The following is a 22,381-nucleotide window of genomic DNA, read 5'->3' as shown; positions in this document are numbered from 1 at the left end:
CATCCACAGCCTGCACGATCCGTATTCCATCCACAGGCAGCGCTTTTCCCACGGGGCAGGACCCCTTCGCCAGGCAGTCTGGTGATGGCCGACATCGGGGCGGCCGACCCGGCCGGGGGCACCGGCCACGGGGAGAGGACAGCCATGCAGGTTCGTGCGGTGAAGTCGGGTCACCATTTCCAGGAACGGTTTTCGGCCGCTCTGCGCCGCCGGCGCGACTGCGTCGGATCCATCCGTCAGATGCGCGAGAGGGGCGCCAGCACCGCGGAGTACGCCATGACCATGCTCGCCGCGTGCGCCTTCGCGGGCGTACTACTGGCCATCATCCGCAGCAGCGCGGTGAAGGGCCTGGTGCTCGCGATCATCCAGAAGGCGCTGAGTATCTGATGAATCAACTGGACGGCCGGGGTGGCGAGCACGCCACCCCGGCCCGCCCGGCCGCGCGGTTCCGTTCCGCCCCGGGGCGGCCCCGCAACGCCTGGCCAGTAGACGACACCCAGACCGACCGCGGCAGCATCACCGCCGAGTTTGCGCTTCTTCTGCCGGTTCTCGTGGTGTTACTGACGGCGATCCTCAGTGCCGCCACGGCCGGGGTGCGACAGCTGCAGTGCATCGACGCGGCCCGGGCCGGAGCCCGGGCCGCAGCACGTCACGACGACGCCCGGCCGGCCGCGACCGCTGTCGGCCCGGAGGGAGCGCAGGTGGCCGTGTCGGACGGGACCGGCTCGGTCACGGTCCGGGTGTCGGACGAGGTGTCACTTCCACTGCCCTGGCATCCACACATCACGGTGGGGGCGGAGAGCACCGCCCAGGTGGAACCGGAGGCCGGCCCATGACCGCCAGAATCGGTGCCGACCGACGGCACGGTCCCCGCCGCGGCGACACCGGCCCCGAACCGGCACCGGGAATCCCACCTCGTGCCAGCACCGGCACGGGGTACCACCCGGGGACCGGGGCCTCGCCCGCCCGGAGCCCCCGGGCGGTATCGCGCCAGAGCCCTCAGACCGCATCCGGCCCCAGTTCCCGGGTGTTGCCCCGCCCGGGCCGGGTAGCCGTTTCCCGGCCGGAGCCTGGCACCGGGGGCCTCCCGAGCCACTGCCCTCCGGCCGGCCCGCAGTCCAGGTGTTCTCCCCTGATCGGCGTACTCGACGACCGGGGATCGGGCACGGTGCTGCATCTGGCGCTGATCGCCACCGCCGCCCTCCTGATGACGGCCGTGCTCGCCCTCGGCTCGGCGGTGTCGGCGCGGCACCGGGCCGCGGCGGCTGCCGACCTGGCGGCACTGGCCGCCGTGGACTCCCCCTCGGGCTGTTCGGCGGCGGCCGACATCGCGACGGCCAACGGCGCCCGGCTGGTGCGATGCGTCCCCGAAAGAGACGGGACCGTTGTCGTGAACGTCGCGGTCGCGGCACCGGGACTGCACCGAGATGTCCTCGGCAGCGCCCGTGCGGGGCCCGGACCTGCATCGATGTCACCCCGAACGGGTTGAACGAGCGGAAGAACCGGGCGCGGGACAGGCGCCTCGCCCAGCTCCGGGAAAGCTTGTCGGCCAAATTGGTGACACCCAGTGGGCGGTGTGGACCATTGGAGTGACCGTCAGATGATTGAATGCCAGAGGCGCGCCCCCATGGCGAGGGCTGAACAACAGATTCGTACACCGCGATACGGGCACAGGACTTCCCGGGGAGGCGATGTGGAGCTCACCGTGGCGACACGGCGCGAAGGTGTCCAGACGGTCATCAGCGTGGCTGGCGAGATTGACGTGTACACGGCTCCCACCCTGAGGGAACGGCTCAACGAGCTGGTCACGGACGGCGAGTACCACCTGGTGGTGGACATGGGTGGGGTCGACTTCCTCGACTCCACCGGGCTCGGGGTCCTGGTCGGAGGGCTGAAGCGGGCCCGCTCGCACGACGGTTCGCTGCGACTGGTCTGCGACCAGGAAAAGATTCTCAAGGTCTTCCGGATCACCGGGCTGACCAAGGTTTTCCCGATTCATGCCTCGCTCGCGGAGGCCCTGGCCGAACCGGCCGGCGATCCTCCCGGGCCGGTCACGATCTCGCTCGACAGCACCACCGAGAAATCGCTCGACGGCGCGCCGAACGGGGAGTCCTCCCGAGGCACGCCATAACCGGGTCCGGGCCGGGAACGCCGGTGGCCGGTGTCGAGCTGCGGTTCCCACCGGCTGCTGAATATGTCCGCACGGCACGGCTGGTCGCCGTCGCGGTGGCTCGCCGTGCCGGATTGACGCACGACCTGGAAGAGCTGCGCCTGGCCGTGGGCGAGGTCTGCGCCCGGGCCGTGCGGCGCTGCGACGCGGCCGACTGCGACGAGCCGGTGACGATGTTCGTGGACGACACCGGTCCCCGCCTCGTGGTCGAGGTGACCGACGCGGCGAAGATCGCCCCATCACCTCAGACCGAGCCCGAGCAGGTGTCGCTCTCCCTGATCGAGGGCTTGGCCGACTACGTCGAGGTCCGCACCCATCAGGGCATTTCCGGCGCCCAGGTGCACCTGGAGTGGTGGCCGCCAGCGTCTTTCGAACCTGGCCGGTAACCGGCCACCCCACTTCGGCCCGCGACCGGCGTCCACTGTTACCTGCTTTGGACCCGGCACTTCGGTGATATTAAAACGGACGAATCACCACAAAGTGAAAAGAGCCACGCGTCAGACGTTTGGTGGCGCGCATCACAGTACATAGACTCCGCGGAGTGGGAACTTCCGCCGGAGGTCAGGCGTCCCACGCAAGCCACCGCCCCGTTCCACCCTGTCGCCTGCACTGGAGACCTCCCACCCGCGACGGGTGAAGGGGGTCGTCTGCGCACGTCGAGGAGGACGGATGCAAGGCTCTCTGGCTGCCACCACTACGGCAGATGTGAATCTCGAAGGACGAAATCTGACGTTGGTGGTCGTGGTCTTCGTGATCTCGATCATCGCGCTCGGAGTGGCGGCGGCATTCCGCCGGCTCGTCCTGGCGGCCCCTGACGGCACAAGAAGCATGGTCGAGATCGGCACTGCCGTGCAGGAAGGCGCCGCCGCCTACCTGCGCCGGCAGTTCCGCACCCTGGCTGCCTTCGTCGTCCTCGTCCTGATCGTCCTCTTCCTTCTCCCCGGGGATACGGAGATACGGATCGGCCGGGGAATCTTCTTCATCGTCGGTGCGCTCTTCTCCGCCGCCATCGGCTACCTGGGCATGTCCCTGGCGGTCCGGGCAAACGTCCGCGTCGCCGAGGCCGCGCGCAACGGTGATCGCGACGGAGGCATGCAGCTGGCCTTCCGCACCGGTGGATTCGTCGGCATGTGCACCGTCGGTCTGGGCCTGCTCGGAGCCTCGTCCGTGGTGCTGATCTACGGCGGCGACGCCCCCTCGGTCCTGGAGGGCTTCGGCTTCGGCGCCGCCCTGCTGGCCATGTTCATGCGTGTCGGCGGTGGCATCTTCACCAAGGCCGCGGACGTCGGGGCCGACCTGGTCGGCAAGGTCGAGCAGAACATCCCGGAAGACGACCCGCGCAACGCCGCGACCATCGCGGACAACGTGGGCGACAACGTCGGTGACTGCGCCGGTATGGCCGCCGACCTGTTCGAGTCCTACGCCGTCACCCTGGTCGCGGCACTGATCCTCGGCAAGGCCGCCTTCGGCGTCGAAGGTCTGGTCTTCCCGCTGATCGTGCCCGCGCTGGGCGCGCTCACCGCGGTGCTGGGCGTCGTCATCACCCGCACCCGGCCGGGCGAGAGTGGTCTGACCGCCATCAACCGGGGCTTCGGCATCTCGGCCGTGGTCTCGGCCGTGCTCTGCGGGATCGCCTCCTTCACCTACCTGCCCTCGTCCTTCGGCGAGTTCACCGGCGGCGACACCGTCGTGCAGGGTCTGGAGGGCAACCCCCGCCTGATCGCCTTCGCCGCGGTGATGGTCGGGATCGTCCTGGCCGGCGTGATCCTGTGGCTCACCGGGTACTACACGGGTACCGACAAGCGCCCCACCAAGGACGTCGCGGCCACCACCACGACCGGTGCGGCCACCGTGGTGCTCTCGGGCATCGGGCTCGGTCTGGAGTCTGCGGTCTACACCACCGCGGTCATCGCCGGCGCCGTGTTCCTGGCCTTCAGCCTGGGCGGCGTCTCGGTCTGGCTGTCGCTGTTCCTCATCGCGCTGGCCGGTTGCGGTCTGCTGACCACGGTCGGCGTCATCGTCGCGATGGACACCTTCGGCCCGGTCAGCGACAACGCCCAGGGCATCGCCGAGATGTCCGGCGACGTGGACGGGGAGGGCGCGCAGATCCTCACCGAGCTCGACGCCGTCGGCAACACCACCAAGGCCATCACCAAGGGCATCGCGATCGCCACGGCCGTGCTCGCGGCGACCGCCCTGTTCGGTTCCTACACCGACGCCTGGCAGACGGCGCTCGCCGAGAGCGGCGTGGCCCTGGACGAGCTCGGGCGCAGCTTCAGCCTCGAGATCGTCCAGCCCAATACCCTGGTCGGCCTGATGCTGGGTGCGGCGGTGGTCTTCCTCTTCTCCGGTCTGGCGATCAACGCCGTCACCCGGGCCGCCGGGGCCATCGTGGTCGAGGTGCGGCGCCAGTTCCGGGAGCACCCCGGGATCATGGACTACAGCGAGAAACCGGACTACGGCCGGGTGGTGGACATCTGCACCCGCGACTCGCTGCGCGAGCTGGCCACCCCCGGTCTGCTCGCCGCCCTGGCCCCGGTCGCCGTCGGCTTCGGCCTGGGCATCGGCCCGCTCGCCGGGTACCTGGCCGGGGCCATCGGGGCCGGTGCCCTGATGGCGGTGTTCCTGGCCAACGCCGGTGGCGCCTGGGACAACGCGAAGAAGATCGTGGAAGACGGCCACCACGGTGGAAAGGGCTCTCCGGCCCACGCCGCCGCGGTGATCGGTGACACGGTCGGTGATCCGTTCAAGGACACCGCGGGCCCGTCCATCAACCCGCTGATCAAGGTGATGAACCTGGTCGCGGTGCTGATCGCGCCGGCCGTCGTGCAGCTCAGCGTGGGCCAGGACGCCTCCGCCGGACTGCGTTACACGATCGCCGGGACGGCCGTGGCGATCATCGTGATCGCCCTGTTCATCACCAAGGGCCGGACGGTCGACTACGGCGACGACGCGTCCTCCGGCACGGGGGCACCGGTGACGGCCGGCCATCCGGCCACGTCGGTGACGAGTCCGGTGGAACGCCGGCCGGTGGCTCAGACGGTGGACGTCGACGAGACCGCGCCCTCCGCGTCCACGGGCCGCAGCACCACGCAGTAAGCAGCTCCCGGAACGACACCGGCCACGCGGGCTACCTGCCCGCGTGGCCGGTGTCATGTCCGCCCTGAGGTAGAAACTCAGGCATGACAGCTGACGTCACTGACCCCCGCACGGGCGAACTGGTCGAGCGGCTGCGCACCGACCTGGCCGGCTTCACCGTGGACACGGTCAACGACCTCCTCGGCCCCGTGGCGCAGGCCGCGCTGGGGCGCGAGCAGACGTTGCCGGCCCGCATCGTGGTGTCCCGGCACCCGGACGAACCCCTCGCCGCCCTGGTCGCCGTGTTCCTGCTCGGTCTCGAGGTACCGGCCGAACGCCTGGCCGCGGCCGTGCCGACCATCGGCCTGGCCGGCCTGGCCGAGCTCGGACTGATCACCACGGCCGGCCACGACCCGGGTGACCCGGTTCGGGCCCTCCTCGACCTGCGCCCCTACTCCACCGTGGACGCGCTCGGCCCGGCCGACTGGTGGCTGATCTCGGACTTCTCCGAGGTCGCCACCGGACGCCCGCTGAACGAGGACCACGTGCTCGGCGTGGGCGGCGCCTCCCTCACCCTGGCCCGCTGCACGATCCGGCGGCCGACCGGACGGGTTCTCGACCTCGGTACCGGCTGCGGTATCCAGGCCCTGCACGCCGCCCGGCACGCCCAGCACGTGATCGGCACCGACATCTCCGCCCGGGCCCTGCGCCTGGCCCGGATCAACTGGGCGCTCAACGCCGGTACCGTGCCCGGCTCGGTGTTCGAGGGACGACCCGGCAGCCTGCTCCAACCGGTGGCCGGTGAGCTGTTCGACCTGGTCGTCAGCAACCCCCCGTTCGTCATCACCCCGCGCTCGGTACCGGCCGCCACGTTCGAGTACCGCGACGGCGGAATGGTGGGGGACGACCTGGTGCGGCACCTGATCGAGTCGGTCGGCACCGTGCTCGCCCCGGGTGGGGTCGCTCAGTTCCTCGGCAACTGGGAGGGGCGCCGCGACGAGGGCTGGACCGACCGGGTGTCGTCCTGGCTGGAGGCGTCCGGGCTGGACGGCTGGGTGGTGCAGCGTGAATGGCAAGACCCGGCCGAGTACGCCGAGACCTGGATCCGCGATTCCGGGCAGCACCTCGGGAAGGACGCCGACGACCTGTACGCCGCGTGGCTGTCCGACTTCGCGTCGCGAGGCGTGGACGGGGTCGGGTTCGGCCTGATCACGCTGCGGCGTCCGGTGTCCGGGGAACCGCATCTGCGCAGGGTGGAGGAACGCCGCAGCGGCCCGGGCCTGCCCTGGGGTGACGAGGTGATCTCCACGCTGGAGCGTCAGGACTGGCTGGCCGCGCACGACGACGACGCGCTGCTCGCGGCCATGCTGAAGGTGGCCCCGGACGTCACCGAAGAACGCCATCACCTGCCCGGGGCCGAAGACCCGAGCGTGATCCTTCTGAGGCAGGGCGGCGGGGCCGGCCGCGTGGTGCAGGCCGGCACCGCTCTGGCGGGTTTCGTCGGAGCATGCTCCGGCGACATCCCGGTGGGCCGCCTGATCGCCGCCCTGGCATCACTGCTGGAGGTCGACGGTCAGGCGTTGCGTACCGAGCTGCTCAGTGATGCCCGCAATCTCCTGCGGGACGGTCTGCTGGAACCGACCGACTGAACCGTTCTGAGCGGGCCCTGGGGCCGGGCTTCTAGGCCCGGCTCCAGGTCGCCAGAGCATGCTCGACCACCGAGATCAGCGTCTGCTTGGCAGACTCCCGCTCACGTGCGTCACAGACCAGGACGGGAACGTCCTGACTGAGCTGCAGCGCCTCGCGGACGTCCTCCGGCCGGTGCCGGAGCAGACCGTCGAAGGCGTTGATCGCGACCACGAAAGGAAGGTTGCGGGCCTCGAAGAAATCGATCGGCCCGAAGCAGTCCTCGAGTCGGCGGGTGTCTACCAGGACCACCGCACCGATCGCGCCACGGACGAGGTCGTCCCACATGAACCAGAACCTGTTCTGCCCCGGGGAGCCGAACAGGTAGAGCACAAGCTCCTGGTCAATGCTGATACGACCGAAGTCCATGGCGACCGTGGTGGTGGTCTTGTTCGGCGTGGCCGTCAGATCATCGACGCCGACACTCGCCGAGGTCATGACTGCCTCGGTCCGTAGCGGCATGATCTCGGATACCGCACCCACGAACGTGGTCTTGCCCGCACCGAATCCACCCGAGATGACGATCTTCGTCGATCGGGTGGCCCTGGTCTCAGAGCCGCTGAAGGCCACTGAGCACCCTCCTCAAGAAAGCTGGATCACGTTCGTCACCAGAAGCGTTCGCCGTGGACAGCACCTCGACCAGACCCAGTTCGACCATGTCCGCGATGATCACGCGGGCAACGCCGAGCGGGGTGTGGAGTCGGGCAGCGATCTCGGCGACGGAGATCGTTCCCTCACACAACTCGATCACCGTGCTGTGTTCCGGCGAGAGCAAGTCGTTCATTCCGGGGTCCTGACCGGTGACCGTGGTCACCACCAGGGCCTCGAGATCGAGGTCGTGCACCGGGCGGGTCCGCCCACCGGTTCTGGCGTATGGACGCACCATCGACGGTGGCGGGTCCCCGCCCTCATGAGCTGAATAATCGGTCATCTCGGCAATCTGCTCACATCTGTGGCAGCGAGCCGCCGTGGCCGTTGTGACGGATCTCCGGCGACAGGTGCTGGCCAACGCGGTCGACCAGAAGCGTCATCTCGTATCCGACCAATCCGATGTCGGAGGTCGGAGCCGCCAGAACTGCCAACCACGAGCCGTCCGAGATGGCCATGAGAAGCAGGAATCCACCCTGCATCTCGACAACCGTCTGAACAACCGCACCCGCGGCGAAGCACATGGCCGCGCCGTTCGTGAGGCTACCCAGCCCGGAGGCCACTGCGGACAGCTGGTCGGCTCGGTCGCGTGGCAGTCCTGCGGAACTCGCCACCAGAAGACCGTCGGCCGAGACCACGGCAGCGTGAGCCACTCCTGGTACCCGCTGTGCGAACCCGTCGACCAGCCAGGTGACGTCGGTGCCGGTGCCCGTGCTCACTGGTCCCCTCCCTGCTCTGCGGAGGAGCCATTATCGGCACCGCCGTCGCTGTTGGTGGTGAAAAGGCTTGCACCGACCGGATTGAAGGCCGATGCCGGGTCTGATTTCGCCCGTGCCTTACGTGCATTGGCAAGACCACGCTGGTAGCTGCCCAGCCGGCCACGGACGACAGTTGCGTCTGCTGGCTGGCTTCGCGCCACCGGACGAGAACGCGCCGGTGTGGTTTCGGTGACTGCCCCTGCCGTGGAAGGCAGAAGGTTGGCACCGGGTCGACGGGTCGGGAGACCCGCCTCGGAGCGGCCGTCCGTCTCGGGGGCCGATGCTGCACGAGCGTTCGTGGCCAGCCATCGCTGGTCCCCGAGCGTCGCCCAGCGGCTGGACTGCTTGTTGCGCTCCCGTTCGTGGTCGCGCAGATCGATGATCCGCTGGTCGCCGTTCTCGACGGAGATCGAGGGGGCGGCCTGCGCCGGCTCCGAACTGAACCAGACCGAGATCTGGTCGAAGATCGGCGTCGGGTCATCGAAGTCGTCGCCAGGGCCGTCACCGATGAGCGGCGCCTGGGTCTCGGCCGGGCGGTAGGCCGCCGCAGCCGAGGCACGTGCTGCTAATTCGCTGGGCAGGTTGTCGTCCTGCCAGCCCTGGGAGATCTCACCGGTCGGCAACCCCTGGTTGGGGGCGGCGCGGAAGGATCCGGTCGGAGCCGACAGCGGGTCTGTGAGGCTCTGCGAACCGGTCGCCGGACCACTCTCGATCGGACGCCGGGCCAGACCGGGGAGACCGGAGATTCCGGCCGCCGGGGTGCTGTCGCCGTTGCCGAACGGGACCGGACGGGCCGGCGCCTGACGGTTCTCGGGGCCGGGACCCTGCTGCTGGCCGAGAGGCTGCCCCGGCCGGGGCGCGAAGCCCAGGTCGCTGCGGCCGAAGCCCTGTTCGTTCGGGGCGGGAGCCGCACCGTTGTTCCGGCCGAAGTTGTTCTGGCCGAAGCCCTGGTTGCCCTGGCTGTTGGGGTTGCCCTGGTTGCCCTGGTTGTTCGGGCTCAGGAGGCCCTGGGCGCCGAACCCGCTCGGGGGCTGAGGCGTGCGCTCACCCGGGGTGCGGGTGGGCAGGCTGGGGAGTCCACCCGGGGTGGTCTCCGGCGGAGGAGGAGTGAAGTGGCCACCTCGACCGGGCTGGAGCGGCGGGCGGCTGTAACCACCCTGCTCCTGCTGGTCGAAACCGAAGGCGGGCTGCTGCTCCTGCTGACCGAAACCGAAGGCCGGCTGCTGCTCCTGCTGACCGAAACCGGACTGCGGCTTGGCCTGGCCACGGCCGGCCACACCGTGCTCGCCGGTCTCCCCGGCGGCGGCCGGGACGTTCGGGGTGAACAGACCCGTCGAGCCGGTCTCCGGGATGGCGTTGGCCTCGGGCGGCAGGCCCGCGTTCTGGCCCCCCGGTACCCGACGACGACGCGGCAGCTCGGAGTCGTCCGTGTCGGCGACCGAGCGGACACCGGCGGCGGCCTGGGCCGCGACCCCGGCGGCGGCAGCCGCGGCCGAGAGCGCACCCTGGTCACGCTGCTGCTGCTCGCGCTGCTGGTCACGCTGCGGCAACTGGTCGGTCATGCCGATCGCGCCGAACGTGTCGTAGTTGCCCTGTTTGCCCTGGTTGCCCTGGTTGCCCTGTGCCTTGCTGGGGCTCTGCGGGAGCTGCGGGCGGGGCAGACCGGCGGCCGGGGTGAGCGGCCGCATCGTCGGGTGCGCACCGGTCGGGTTCTCGCCGGTACCACCCGGCGCGCCGATGACCAGTGACGCGGGAACCCGCACCAGAGCGATCGTGCCGGAGGCATCGGGCCGGGCCTGCAGCTGCACCCCGAAGGTGCCACGGCGGGCCAGGCGGGCGACCACGAAGAGACCCATGCGGGACGGGACCTGCGTGTCGATCGACTCGGGCTGGGTGAGACGGGAGTTCAGGCGGTCGAGCTCACCGGGGCTGATACCGACGCCAGCGTCCAGAACCTCGATCTGCAGGCCCCCGTCGGCGGTGAAGGCCGCGGAGAGCACGATCGCGCTGGACGGCGGTGAGTACATCGCCGCGTTGTCGAGCAGCTCGGCCAGCAGGTGGACGAGCTCACCCGCGACCGTACCGGCGATGGAGGCGCCGCTGACGGGCTGCAGGCGGACCCGCTCGTACTGCTCCATCTCGGAGGTGGCGGCGCGGAAGAGCTCGGCAATCTTGACCGGCGCGGTGGCGCGGGTACGCACCGCCGAACCGGCGAGCACCAGCAGGTTGTCGTTGTAGCGGCGCATCCGGGCGGCCAGGTGGTCCAGCCGGAACAGGTTGCGCAGCTGGTCCGGATCCTGCTCCTGGCTCTCCAGGCTGTCGATGATGGCGAGCTGCTTCTCCACCATCGACTGGCTACGGCGCGACATGCTGACGAATGCCTCGTCCAGCGCGCGCCGCAGGCGAACCTGCGCGGTGGCCAACCGGACCGCCTCGGCACCCAGGTCGTCGACCGCGTGGGCCACCTCGAGGGTTTCCGGACCCGGGTTGAAGTTGGCCGGCAGCACCGGTGGGAGGGAGATGTCGGCGCCGACACCGTCCTGCTCGATGCGGGCCACCGCGGCCGGCAGCTGCACGCTGGCGACCTCGACGGCACCGGCGCGCAGGCGGCGCAGCGGGGCGGTGACGGTACGGGCGATCGTGGTCAGCAGCGTGCTGACGACGACGATGGTGAGGAGCACGGCGCCGGCGACCAGGGCGACCCGGAAGAGGGCGCCGGTCTCGGAGTCCTGTGCGGACTTCAGCGTGGTGCGGGCGCTCTCCGTGGCGACCGACTCGATCTCGGCCAGACGGTTCGAGGCGAGATCGGCGAACTTGGAGGAGTCACCGAAGCTGGCGTCGCGCTTACCGATGTTGCCCTCGAGGGCAACCCGCCAGCTGGTCATCGCCGCGGTGCGGTTGCCCAGCGCTAGGAGCTGCTTGTTCTGGTCGGCGTCAGCCACTCGCTGGGCCTGGGTCAGGCCTAGCTGCTGCTGCGCGATCAGGCCTTCCAGCTCACGGATGCGGTCGGTGTTGACCACGGCCTGGCCGGTGAACACGTTCGAGAAGACGACGATCTCCTCGGCCGACGCGAAGCCGGTCTGGGAGACGTTGGCGAACAGCGTTCCCGAGGCGATGGTGGAACGACTGCTGGCCGTGACCGCGATGTCGGTGGACAGCCCCTGGGGGAGCTGCCGGACCAGGCTGAACATGGTTTCCGTGCGGGTGGAGACCTGGTTGACGCCGGAGTTGCTGTTCAGCGTCCCTTCCTTGATCAGAAGGTCGACCGTCTCCCGGTAAGCCGGGAGGTTGTCGAGCTGCGCCAGCAGGTTCTTGGCGCTGGCGGGGAGAGAGGAACCGGCGGTGTCGCGGTCGGCGAGCTCTTCCAGCTTGGGCCGGATCGCTACAACCTCCCGGTCCGTCTCGGTACGAGCCTTGGTCAGCGTCGCCTTGTCGGTCTTCGCACCGGGCATACCGAGCTCGTTGAACAGCACTCGGCTCAGGCGCAGCGAAGGCTCCATCAGCTCGGCGTCGAGCCGCGCCGTGTGCGCATCCCGGTAGGTGCTGACCAGTGATGCGACCAGCACGCCACCACCGATGAGCAGCACGACGAGCGGAATGGTGACCAGAAGCGTCAGCTTGCGGCGGATGGACCATCCGGCAATAGACGAGCGACGGGGCGCGTCCGGGACGCTTTCGACGTCGGCCCCCGGTTCGACCGAACCGTGTCGCGGCACGCGATCCTCCCTGCGGCCACTTTCAAGTGGCATCCGGTAATCTGGCCGTCCGCTCAGTGATCTTTCCGCGTCTTCGTCGACACGGCTAATCCCAGGCATTTCGACCCACCTCGTTGTCCAGCGTGTGCTGATCGTGGCAGAAGGTCTCGCCCAGAGGCTACGTCCCGATACCGACCTTCGACGAACCCGGCCTCGACCCGCACTGCCAACATGAGGGCCTTATTCTTCGCACTCGTGCTCAAATCACCCTAGCGCCTCCCGGCAACCCGGCAGGAATAGCGGCTCATGCCCATGGGCCCCGGCCTGGGCAAGCTCCAATAAGTTGCTTCGGTTGTGATGCTGATCACACCCAGATGGACTTGGCCCGTTTGAGCCGGGGGTGGCCTCTCGTCACTTTGCGTGCCACTCTCGCAACGGCGATGTGATCACCGCCGGGGACCGTGAACACCCACGAGGGTCGCTGTCGGGTTACGGTGCTTCACCGATGCGGGTTGTGTAGCGTCCCGCCGCAGCCGCATCTGAAGGATCTGCCCCGGCCCGGCTGCCGGAATGACGGACGCCGGGAGCGGGCGTCGTCGTGAGCGTCAGGAAAATGCGTCAGGAAAGGTGAGCTTGTGGCCGCCAGCAAGACCGCGACCGTCAGGCGGCTCGTGATCGTTGAGTCGCCCACGAAGGCCCGGAAGATCGCCGAGTACCTCGGCCCGGAGTTCGACGTCGAGGCGAGTGTCGGCCACATCCGCGACCTGCCCCAGCCCAGCGAACTGCCACCGGAGATGAAAAAGGGCCCCTTCGGCAAGTTCGCCGTCGACGTGGACAACGGCTTCGAGGCCTACTACGTGGTCGACGCGGACAAGAAGAAGAAGGTCAACGAGCTCAAACGGGCTCTGAAAGACGCGGACGAGCTCTATCTCGCCACCGATGAGGACCGCGAGGGTGAGGCCATCGCCTGGCACCTCCTCCAGGTTCTGCAGCCGAAGATCCCGGTGCACCGGATGGTCTTCCACGAGATCACCCGGGAAGCGATCCGCCGCGCCCTGGAGCAGACCCGAGACCTCGACGAACGCCTCGTCGACGCCCAGGAGACACGGAGGATCCTGGACCGGCTGTACGGCTACGAGGTCTCCCCCGTCCTGTGGCGCAAGGTGCGGGCGGGACTGTCCGCCGGACGGGTGCAGTCCGTCGCCACCCGTCTGGTCGTGGAGCGCGAGCGTGAGCGGATGGCCTTCCGCACCGCCTCGTACTGGGACATCACCGGTGACTTCGCGGCCTCCGAGGGCCACGCCCAGGCCGGGCGCTGGTTCGGCGCCCGCCTGGTCAGCCTGGACGACCGCCGGGTCGCCACCGGCCGGGACTTCAGCGACATCGGCCAGCTGACCTCGACCGATGTCGTGCACCTGGACGAAGAGGCCGCGAACGTCCTGGTGCGGGCGCTCGACGGCGCCCCCACCGACGTCCGCAGTGTGGAGGAGAAGCCCTACCGCCGCCGGCCGGCGGCCCCCTTCACCACCTCGACCCTGCAGCAGGAGGCCGGGCGCAAGCTCCGGTTCTCGGCGCGGCAGGCGATGCGCGTGGCGCAGTCGTTGTACGAGAACGGCTACATCACCTACATGCGTACCGACTCCGTGACGCTGTCGGACGAGGCCGTCAACGCCGCCCGGCAGCAGGCCACCGACCTGTACGGCGCGGAGTACATCCCGGCGAAACCGCGGGTGTACACCAGCAAGTCGAAGAACGCCCAGGAGGCGCACGAGGCGATCCGCCCGGCCGGTGATCACTTCCGCACCCCGGCGCAGGTCTCGAACGAGCTGCGCGGCGACGAGTTCCGGCTCTACGAGCTGATCTGGAAGCGCACCGTGGCCTCGCAGATGGAAGACGCGCGGGGCTCGACCGCGACGATCCGCCTGGGAGCACGCACCGGTGACGGACGGGACGCGGTCTTCGGTGCCTCCGGCACCGTGATCACCTTCCGGGGCTTCCTGGCCGCCTACGAGGAGGGCCGGGACGAGGAGCGCCACGGCGGGGACGACGACGAGCGACGACTGCCGGAACTCGCGGTCGGTGACCAGCTGGACGCCCGCGACCTGACGGCCGACGGTCACACCACCTCACCGCCCCCGCGCTACACCGAGGCGAGCCTGGTGAAGGCGCTGGAGGAGCGGGGCATCGGCCGTCCCTCCACCTACGCCGCCACGATCAGCGTGATCGTCGACCGTGGATATGTGGGTCATAAGGGCAATGCCCTGGTGCCGACCTGGCTGGCGTTCGCCGTGACGCGACTGCTGGAGGAACACTTCGGCGGGCTGGTGGACTACGACTTCACCGCCTCGATGGAGGCCGATCTCGACCAGATCGCCTCCGGTGAGCAGGACCGCAAGGAATGGCTGGCCCGGTTCTACTTCGGTGACGGTCAGGCGACGGGCTCCGACGCCGCCCCCTCGACCGGGCCGGACGTGATGCACGGTCTGAAGCCGCTGGTGGACGACCTGGGTGACATCGATGCCCGCGACATCAACTCGGTGCCGCTCGGTGAGGGGATCGTGCTGCGGGTCGGGCGCTACGGGCCCTACCTGGAGGTTCCGGGTGAGGACGGCGAGGCCCGGCGGGCCAGCGTGCCGGACGACGTGGCCCCGGACGAACTCACCGTGGAGAAGGCCCGCGAGCTGCTGGAGACGCAGGCCGACGGCGACCGTGAGCTGGGCAAGGACCCGGACACCGGGCGGGAGATCGTGGCCCGCAACGGCCGGTTCGGCCCGTACGTCACCGAGATCCTGCCCGACGACGCCCCGAAGTCGGCCAAACCCCGCACCGGCAGCCTGTTCAAGAGCATGGAGGTGCAGTCCGTGGGCCTGGAGGACGCCCTCCGGCTGCTGTCCCTGCCGCGTCTGGTCGGGGTCGACCCGGAGACCAACGAGGAGGTCACCGCGCAGAACGGCCGCTACGGCCCGTACCTGAAGCGGGGCACCGACTCCCGGTCGCTGGAGACCGAGGACCAGATCTTCACGATCACGATGGACGAGGCCAAGGTCATCTACGCCCAGCCGAAGCAGCGTGGCCGCCGGGCCGCGGCGCCGCCGCTGCGCGAGCTCGGCGAGGACCCGGAGTCCAAGTCGCCGATCGTGATCAAGGAAGGCCGGTTCGGCGCCTACGTCACCGACGGCACCACCAACGCCACCCTGCGCAAGGGGGACGAGGTCGAGTCGGTGACCCTGGAGCGGGCCGCCGAACTGCTCGCCGAGAAGCGGGCCGCCGCGCCGCGCGCCAAGAAGACGGCGAAGAAGACCACCAAGGCTCCCGCGAAGAAGACCACGGCAACCAAGAAGACGGCCGCCAAGAAGACCACCACGGCCAAGAAGACGACGGCGAAGAAGACCACTTCGGCGGCCAAGAAAACAGCGAAAGCCACGTCCGAGTAAGACATTCGGTAACAGTGGACGCCGGCCCGCCCGGTCGGTGCCCGAGTGTCGTTCGGGTGCCGTCCGGTTCGGGTGGACCTGTCCCGGCCCGGCACGCAATCGCCGGTTCCCGGCCGTGAAGGCCGAGGTGTTCGGCGTCCGCCAGGGATGAAAACTCTTTGGGGGACGCCGTTCAGGGGCGTGCGTAACGTATCCGGCCCAAAACGCCCCGCGCCGGTCCGGGCGGCACGGGTGAACGTTTCCCAGGAGTGTCCGGGGTGGCCGTTACCCTGACCGAGTGACAGCCAGCGGACAGCACGAGAACGGGCGCCGGGAAGCCGGGCCGTCCCACACCGGCGTGCCTGACCAGCACCACGACGTCGCGGCCGAACCGTTCCGGCGGTTGCGGCCGGCGCTCGGGGGGTCGTCCTTCGCGGACTGGCTGGCGCTGCTCGCCGTCATCGCGGCGGCCGGCACACTGACCGACGGTTCGTACGCGAAGACCAACCTGGCCGTGGCCGGCGTGCTGGCACTCCGGCTCACCCCGGCCGTGCTGCTCGGACCGGTGGCGGGTGCGCTGACCGACCGGACGAGCCGCAAGGTCGTCATGATCGCGGCCGATGTGCTGCGGGCCGCGGTGATCGTCAGCATCCCCCTGATCGGCTCGCTCGCCTGGCTCTACGTCGCCACCGTCCTGCTCGGTGGGCTGGCGCTGCTCTGGACCTCGGCCGCCGGGGCGGCGGTCGCCGCCCTGACCCCGGCCGACCGGCGCCCGTACCTGGTCATCACCTACGGCACGGCCCCGGTCGCGGCCCTGGTGTTCTCCGGGCTGAGCCTGCTCAGCGGCGTGCTCGACAACGCGGTCGACCGGCTGGGCACCCACCCGGTCGATCTCGCGCTGTACGCCTGCGCACTGGCCTTCGTCGTCGCCGGTGGACTGGCCTCGCGGGCACCGATCCCCGGCCGCCGCCCGGGCGAGACCGCCGAGCAGGAGTCGGTGATCCGCTCCATCACCACCGGCCGGCAGCTGATCGGCTCCGTCCCGGTCGCCCGCGGCCTGGTCTCCGGCCTGCTCGGGGCCTTCGCGGCCGCCGGTTTCGTCCTCGGTCTCTCCCCGACCTACGTGCACGACCTGGGCGCCGGCCGGCCCGGATACGGCGTGCTGTTCGCCGCGGTCTTCCTCGGCCTGGCTCTCGGACTGGCAGCGGGCTCACGACGACCCGACGGGCTCTCCCCCTTCCGGCTGTTCGGCCTGTCCCTGATCGGCGCCGGGCTCTTCCTCGCCACGATCGCGCTGATCCCCAACATGGTGATGGCCGCTCTGCTCGCCGTGGGCCTGGGCGCCTGCGGCGGTATCGCCTGGAACACCGGTCACACGTTGCTCGGACTCGCCGTCGACGACAGCGTGCGCACCCGCACCTTCAACTTCCTGGCCGCGGCGTCCCGGGTGGTGCTGCTGCTCGTGCTGGCGCTCGGCCCGGTCCTGGCCGCGGTGATCGGCCGGCACACGATCCACTTCACCGACTCCCGCGTCCTCAGCTACAACGGCGCCGCGTTCGTCTTCCTGATCGCCGCCGTCCTGGTGGTGGCGCTGGGCGTGGCCGCCTACCGACGGCTGGACGACCGCCCGGGCACCGGCCTGCTGCAGGATCTGCGTTCTCTCCGGTCCTCACGCAGCCCCCGTCCGGTGGCGCCTCAGCCCGCCTACCCCGGCGTGTTCGTGGCGCTGGAGGGTGGTGACGGCAGCGGTAAGTCCACCCAGGCCCGTCTGCTCGGCGACTGGCTGCGCTCCGACCAGGGCCACGACGTGGTGCTCACCCGCGAGCCCGGGGCCACCCCGGCCGGGGTGCGCCTGCGGGAGGTGCTGCTCAGCAACGCTTCCGACCTGGGCAACCGGGCTGAGGCACTGTTGTTCGCGGCCGATCGGGCCCATCACGTCGAGGCCGTGGTGCGGCCGGCGCTGCAACGCGGTGCGGTCGTCGTCACCGACCGGTACATCGATTCTTCCGTGGCCTACCAGGGCGCCGGACGGGAGCTGGACGGTGAAGAGGTGCTCCGGCTGTCCCAGTGGGCCACCGACGACCTGGTGCCCGCCCTGACCGTGCTGCTCGACGTCGACCCGGTGATCAGCAAGGTCCGCCGGACCCGCGACGCCTCCCGTGGTGGCGAAGACCGGCTGGAATCGCTCGCCGACGACTTCCACGACCGGGTGCGGGCCGAATTCCTCGCCCTGGCCCGCCGCGCGCCGCACCGCTATCTGGTCGTCGACGCCGGGCTGGGTGCCGATCAGGTGCAGCAGCTGATCCGTGAGCGGGTGCGCCAGGTGCTGCCGGTGTCGGCCCGCCGCCGGGCCGAGCTGAATGAGCGGCTCGCCGATGAAGACCAGTCCCGTGAGCGTCGGGCGGCAGCCGAGGCCGAGGTCCTGCGGATGGACGCCGACCTGCGCCGTCGTCGTGTCGAAGAGGCCCGTGAGCGCGAGGAGTCGCGGCGCCGGGCCCGGGACGAGGCCGAACGTCAGCTCCAGGAAGAGGCCGAGCGTGAACTGCGCGCCCAGGAGTCCCGGCGTAACCGCGAGGAGGTCGACCGGCGGGCCAGCGAGGCTGCGGCGGCCGCAGCTCTGGGGCCGGTCACCGAGCCGGTGCAGATGCCGGGCCGGTACCCGGGGCGCCGTCCGGTCGAGCCGCCGACCGACCCGCTGACCGGGCACCTGCCCGTCCAGGAACCGGAGCAGGAACCGATCCAGGAGTCGTTCGAGCCGCAGGAGCAGGATCTCTGGGCTCCCCCGGCCGACCTGACCCAGCCCGTCCAGACCCCTCGGCCCCAGCCGTACGAGACGTTCGAGTCGTACGAGGGCCAGACCAACCCGGTGCCGCAGGGTCCGCCGCCTGAGCCGGTCGAGCCGGTCGAGCCACTCGAGCCGCGGTACCAGCCTGAACAGGACTTACAGGCGCCGCCGCGTACGATCCACCTGCCCGACGAGGATCCGGCGGACGACCGCACCATCGTCCTTCCCGACAGCGAGAACAACCCTGAGACCGGCCCGTTGCGCCGGCGCGGACGGCGGCAGGCATGAGCGTCTGGGACGACGTGGTCGGGCAGGAAGCCGCGATCGGCATTCTGCGGCGGGCGGTCGGGGCCGCCGCCGAGCTGGTCCGGGCCGGGCGCGGGCTCGGTGTCGACTCGGCCGAGGACGCCGGTGAGGCCGCCGCTGTCTCCGGCGGCATGACCCACGCCTGGCTGATCACCGGCCCACCCGGTTCCGGCCGTTCCACCGCGGCCCGGGCCTTCGCGGCGGCGCTGCAGTGCCCCGAGGGTGGCTGCGGCATCTGCCACGCCTGCACCACGTCGCTCTCCGGGGCCCACGCCGACGTCAGCCTGGTCGCCACGGAACATGTGCAGCTACGGGTGGACGACGTGCGTCCGTTGATCCAGCTCGCGCAGCGCAGCCCGTCCGCGGGCCGCTGGCGGGTGATCGTGATCGAAGACGCCGATCGGCTCAACGACTCCTCGGGAAACGTGCTGCTCAAGGCCATCGAGGAACCCCCGCCCCGCACCGTGTGGCTGCTGTGCGCCCCGGGTGCCGACGACGTCCTCACCACTATTCGTTCCCGGTGCCGCCGTATCGGCCTGCGCATCCCACCGGTCGCCGCGGTCGCCGACCTGCTGGTGCGGCGCGACGGTGCCGACCCGGCCATCGCCGCGTTCGCGGCCCGCTCTGCACAGAGCCACATCGGGCTGGCCCGCCGGCTGGCGCTCGACGAGGCCGCGCGGATCCGCCGCCGTGAGGTACTGAAGCTGCCCTCGACCCTGCGCAGTGTGGGAGCCGCCGTACTGGCTGCCGGGCAGCTGGTCGAGGTCTGTGCCGAGGAGTCGAAGGCGCGCACCACCGAACGTGACGCCGAGGAGAAGTCCAGCCTGCTGAGGTCTCTCGGCGCCGAAGGTCTGTCCACCCTGCCCCCGGCCGTGCGCACGCAGGTGAAGCAGCTGGAAGAGAACCAGAAGCGCCGGGCCACCCGGGCTCAGCGCGACGTGCTCGACCGCTCGCTGATCGACCTGCTCTCGCTGTACCGCGATGTCCTCGTGCTGCAGCTCGGTGCCAATGGGCGGGAAGACAGCATCGAGCTGGTGAACGCCGAGATGGCCGAGCTCATCGAGGCGGAGGCACGGCACAGTTCCGCCACGGCGACGCTGCGACGGATGGAGGCGATCGGGGTGGCCCGGGAACGGATCGAAGCCAATGTGTCGCCACTGATGGCTCTGGAGTCGCTGATGGTGCAGTTGCGCCCCGCCGCCTGACGTACCGCCCCCGTGGCCCAGCGGGGTCCGATAGCGTTCTGGTCCGGTCGATCACCAGTTATGCCGAGGAGTGCGATGTTCCGCAGCGACCGGCGGGAGCACCGACCCGCCGTCCGGTCCCTGATCCTCCTCACGGTGGCCCTTCTGGGCACAGCATCGTGTTCGTTCCCCAGTTCCGGGTCGGACGGTGGTTCGACGGCGACTCCGACGGCCCTGCCGAGCCCCGGTGAGGTGCCCTCGGGGGTGACCGATCCCGCGACGGACCCGCAGTACTCGAAGTTCTACGACCAGAAGGTCAACTGGTCGGACTGCGGCGACGGCTTCCAGTGCATGAAGTACGAGGTGCCCACCGACTGGGACGATCCCACCGGCGAGAAAATCCATATCTCGGTGAACAAGCTCCCCGCCTCCGGTGACGAACCGATCGGGTCGATGCTGGTCAACCCGGGCGGGCCGGGCGTTTCCGGCCTGGACTACGCGAAGGTGGCCCGCCAGGCGTTCGGCGAGAGCATCCTGCGCAGCTACGCGGTGGTCGGCTTCGACCCGCGCGGGATCGGCGAGTCCGACCCGATCAAGTGCTACGACAACCAGCAGTACGACCAGTACACGTCGTCCGAGAGCACCCCCGACGACCAGGCCGAGATCGATGCCGCGGTCGCCGGGTCGAAAGACTTCGCCGCGGCCTGCCAGGCGAACACGAACCACGACCTGCTCGAGCACGTCGACACGCTGAGCACGATCAAGGACATGGACGTGCTGCGTGCCCTCCTCGGCGACCAGGTGCTCTCGTACCACGGTGCCTCGTACGGCACCTACCTCGGCGCCTGGTATGCGGAGACCTTCCCGTGGCGCGTGGGCCGGATGACACTCGACGGCGCCATCGATCCCTCCACCACGGCCGAGGAGTACGTGGCCGGCCAGGCCGAGGGCTTCTCCCGGGCGCTGCGGGCCTACGTCACGGACTGCCAGGACGGTGGTGACTGCCCGCTGCGGGGATCGGTCGACGACGGGCTCAACCAGCTCGCCACCCTGGTGGACCGCGCCGACTCCAGCGCGCTCGACACCGGTGACCCCGCGCGTCCTCTGACCCAGGCCCTCATGCTCACCGGCATCGCCCAGGCGCTGTACGCGCAGCAGCTGTGGCCGATGCTGACGACCGGCCTGACCCAGGCCGTCTCGGGCGACGGCAGCGGCCTGCTCACCCTGGCCGACGCGTACCTGGAGCGCAACGACAACGGCACCTACGGCCAGACCCTGGCCGCGAACCCGGCCATCTTCTGCCTCGACGTGCCCGAGACCCGCACCCCCGACCAGATCGCCGAGGCCGCGGAGAAGCTGAACCAGCAGTTCCCGCCCCTGGGCGGCTCGATCGGCTGGGGCGGCCTGGGCTGTTCGCAGTGGCCGTACAAGGCCGTGATGGAGCGTAAGGAACTACACGCCAAGGGCGCGGCCCCGATCCTGGTGCTGGGCACGGTCGACGACCCGGCCACCCCGTACGAGTGGGCCAAGGCCCTCTCCTCCCAGCTCGACTCGGGCCACCTGCTGACCTGGAAGGGAACCGTGCACACGGCCTACCGCCAGGGCAGCGCCTGCGTGGACGAGAAGGTCGAGGACTACATGCTCACCGGGGCTCTGCCGGCCGACGGAACGACCTGTAAGTAGGACCCGGCGGCGGGCCGGTCACGCGCACTCCGCAAAGCCCGTATACTCTTGCATCGTCGCTCCGGTGGTTCGCTACCGGTTTGGCGAGGCGCCACCTTAGCTCAGTTGGTAGAGCAGCTCATTCGTAATGAGCAGGTCATCGGTTCGAGTCCGATAGGTGGCTCAGAGGTCAGAGGCCCGAAAGGGCGGATGACCAGCAGGAACGCCAATCGGTGGTACACGAGTCGTGTGCCACCTATTGCTGCTTTGGGCGACCGAATGCCACTCGGCTTACCCCATGCTTGCCCCTAACTCGCAGGGCGTGGGGGAGGACTCCCCTCCCCCACGCCGTGTCAGGTAGCGCCGCTCACCGGCTGCGACTAAGCGGCGGGGTTGCCATCAGCACCAATCAGCTGAAGCCCTTCTTCGCCATCTGTCTCTCCCGCAAGCGCCCGGGCAATCCTCGCGTTAGCCGAATCCGATTGGTTGTCGATGCATCCGGCATAGATCTTCAACAGGACATCGGCACTATGACCGGCGCGCCGCGCCACTTCGGGGATAGGGACGCCCGAGTTGAGCCATAGCGTGACGCCCCCGTGCCGAAGATCGTACGGCCGTTGACCAAGCGGACCGGCAAACAGCTTCGGGGTAAGGGCGTACCTCCGAGCCTCGGCCCACACGGTGTTGTAAGCCGTCTGGCTGTAACGACCGCCCGTTGCCGTTCGGAACAGCCTTCCCCCCTGGCCGACCCCGTAGCGGTCGATATGCGCTCTGACTAGCTCCACGAGCACGGGAGGTATCGGGACGGCCCGCACCTCTTTTCGAGCACGCCACTTCAATCCGCGCACCTCGTTCGGAGCACCGTCATCCGGTAAGTGTCAAGGGATTGAGGCCAGCGGGTGTTAACCGACTGGTGTCAGGCGGGGTTCGGGTTCGGGTTCGGCGGGCTTGTTGATCCAGGCGCTGGTGGGCAGGCGCAGGATCTTGGGCAGGACC

14 protein-coding genes, 1 tRNA gene and 1 pseudogene are annotated in these 22,381 nt (G+C 69.8%); 12 read left to right on the top strand and 4 right to left on the bottom strand.

The features are described 5' to 3' along the window. Positions 1-84: 84 nt before the first annotated feature. The 7 genes and pseudogenes from QSK05_RS21815 (at position 85) to QSK05_RS21785 (ending at position 6,897) form a co-directional block, all read left to right on the top strand. Positions 85-387, top strand: a complete 303-nt coding sequence (locus tag QSK05_RS21815; RefSeq protein WP_285599135.1) for a DUF4244 domain-containing protein — start codon at positions 85-87, stop codon at positions 385-387. Continuing rightward, positions 387-836 (top strand): TadE family type IV pilus minor pilin, encoded by a 450-nt coding sequence (locus QSK05_RS21810; protein ID WP_285599134.1) that lies wholly within the window; start codon positions 387-389, stop codon positions 834-836. Before QSK05_RS21815 ends, QSK05_RS21810 begins: the two co-directional genes overlap by 1 nt. Further along, positions 833-1,489: an Rv3654c family TadE-like protein gene (locus QSK05_RS21805; protein ID WP_285599133.1), complete on the top strand. Its 657-nt coding sequence runs from the start codon at positions 833-835 to the stop codon at positions 1,487-1,489. Before QSK05_RS21810 ends, QSK05_RS21805 begins: the two co-directional genes overlap by 4 nt. 204 nt (positions 1,490-1,693) lie before the next feature. Continuing rightward, positions 1,694-2,023, top strand: a pseudogene (locus QSK05_RS21800) (STAS domain-containing protein); the annotation flags it as partial. A gap of 131 nt (positions 2,024-2,154) precedes the next feature. Continuing rightward, on the top strand, positions 2,155-2,556 hold the full coding sequence (locus QSK05_RS21795; protein WP_285599131.1) for an ATP-binding protein: 402 nt from the start codon (positions 2,155-2,157) through the stop codon (positions 2,554-2,556). Between the two features lie 283 nt (positions 2,557-2,839). Further along, entirely contained in the window at positions 2,840-5,269 is a 2,430-nt protein-coding gene (locus tag QSK05_RS21790) for a sodium-translocating pyrophosphatase (RefSeq protein WP_285599130.1), read from the top strand. A gap of 83 nt (positions 5,270-5,352) precedes the next feature. Then, positions 5,353-6,897 (top strand): DUF7059 domain-containing protein, encoded by a 1,545-nt coding sequence (locus QSK05_RS21785; protein WP_285599129.1) that lies wholly within the window; start codon positions 5,353-5,355, stop codon positions 6,895-6,897. A gap of 31 nt (positions 6,898-6,928) precedes the next feature. Here the strand turns inward: QSK05_RS21785 and QSK05_RS21780 are convergent, their stop codons facing one another. From QSK05_RS21780 to QSK05_RS21765, 4 genes are read right to left on the bottom strand one after another with little or no spacing between them, the layout of a single operon-like run. Next, positions 6,929-7,504, bottom strand: coding sequence for a GTP-binding protein (locus QSK05_RS21780; protein ID WP_231483925.1), 576 nt, complete (start codon positions 7,502-7,504; stop codon positions 6,929-6,931). Next, positions 7,485-7,865: a DUF742 domain-containing protein gene (locus QSK05_RS21775; protein WP_214153235.1), complete on the bottom strand. Its 381-nt coding sequence runs from the start codon at positions 7,863-7,865 to the stop codon at positions 7,485-7,487. The genes QSK05_RS21780 and QSK05_RS21775 overlap by 20 nt, the downstream gene beginning before the upstream one ends. A gap of 13 nt (positions 7,866-7,878) precedes the next feature. Then, entirely contained in the window at positions 7,879-8,301 is a 423-nt protein-coding gene (locus tag QSK05_RS21770) for a roadblock/LC7 domain-containing protein (protein WP_285599128.1), read from the bottom strand. Continuing rightward, on the bottom strand, positions 8,298-12,056 hold the full coding sequence (locus QSK05_RS21765) for a sensor histidine kinase (RefSeq protein WP_285599127.1): 3,759 nt from the start codon (positions 12,054-12,056) through the stop codon (positions 8,298-8,300). Before QSK05_RS21765 ends, QSK05_RS21770 begins: the two co-directional genes overlap by 4 nt. Positions 12,057-12,670: 614 nt before the next feature. Here QSK05_RS21765 and topA point away from each other — a divergent pair. The 5 genes from topA (at position 12,671) to QSK05_RS21740 (ending at position 21,569) form a co-directional block, all read left to right on the top strand. Continuing rightward, positions 12,671-15,469, top strand: coding sequence for a type I DNA topoisomerase (gene topA, locus QSK05_RS21760; protein ID WP_285599126.1), 2,799 nt, complete (start codon positions 12,671-12,673; stop codon positions 15,467-15,469). 277 nt (positions 15,470-15,746) lie between these two features. Next, entirely contained in the window at positions 15,747-18,521 is a 2,775-nt protein-coding gene (gene tmk, locus QSK05_RS21755; RefSeq protein WP_285599125.1) for a dTMP kinase, read from the top strand. Beyond that, complete coding sequence (locus QSK05_RS21750; RefSeq protein WP_285599124.1) at positions 18,518-19,744, top strand: DNA polymerase III subunit delta'; 1,227 nt, start codon at positions 18,518-18,520, stop codon at positions 19,742-19,744. Before tmk ends, QSK05_RS21750 begins: the two co-directional genes overlap by 4 nt. Before the next feature lie 75 nt (positions 19,745-19,819). After that, positions 19,820-21,406 carry an alpha/beta hydrolase gene (locus tag QSK05_RS21745; protein ID WP_285599123.1) on the top strand — a complete coding sequence of 529 codons (1,587 nt, stop codon included), beginning with the start codon at positions 19,820-19,822 and terminating at the stop codon, positions 21,404-21,406. 90 nt (positions 21,407-21,496) lie between these two features. After that, positions 21,497-21,569: transfer RNA gene (locus tag QSK05_RS21740), tRNA-Thr, on the top strand. Positions 21,570-22,381: the final 812 nt, after the last annotated feature.

Source organism: Kineosporia sp. NBRC 101731 (assembly GCF_030269305.1).
In the GTDB taxonomy this organism is placed as follows: domain Bacteria; phylum Actinomycetota; class Actinomycetes; order Actinomycetales; family Kineosporiaceae; genus Kineosporia.
The sequence above is the reverse complement of the archived record's forward strand: the minus strand, read 5'-3'. Positions and strand labels throughout refer to the sequence as shown.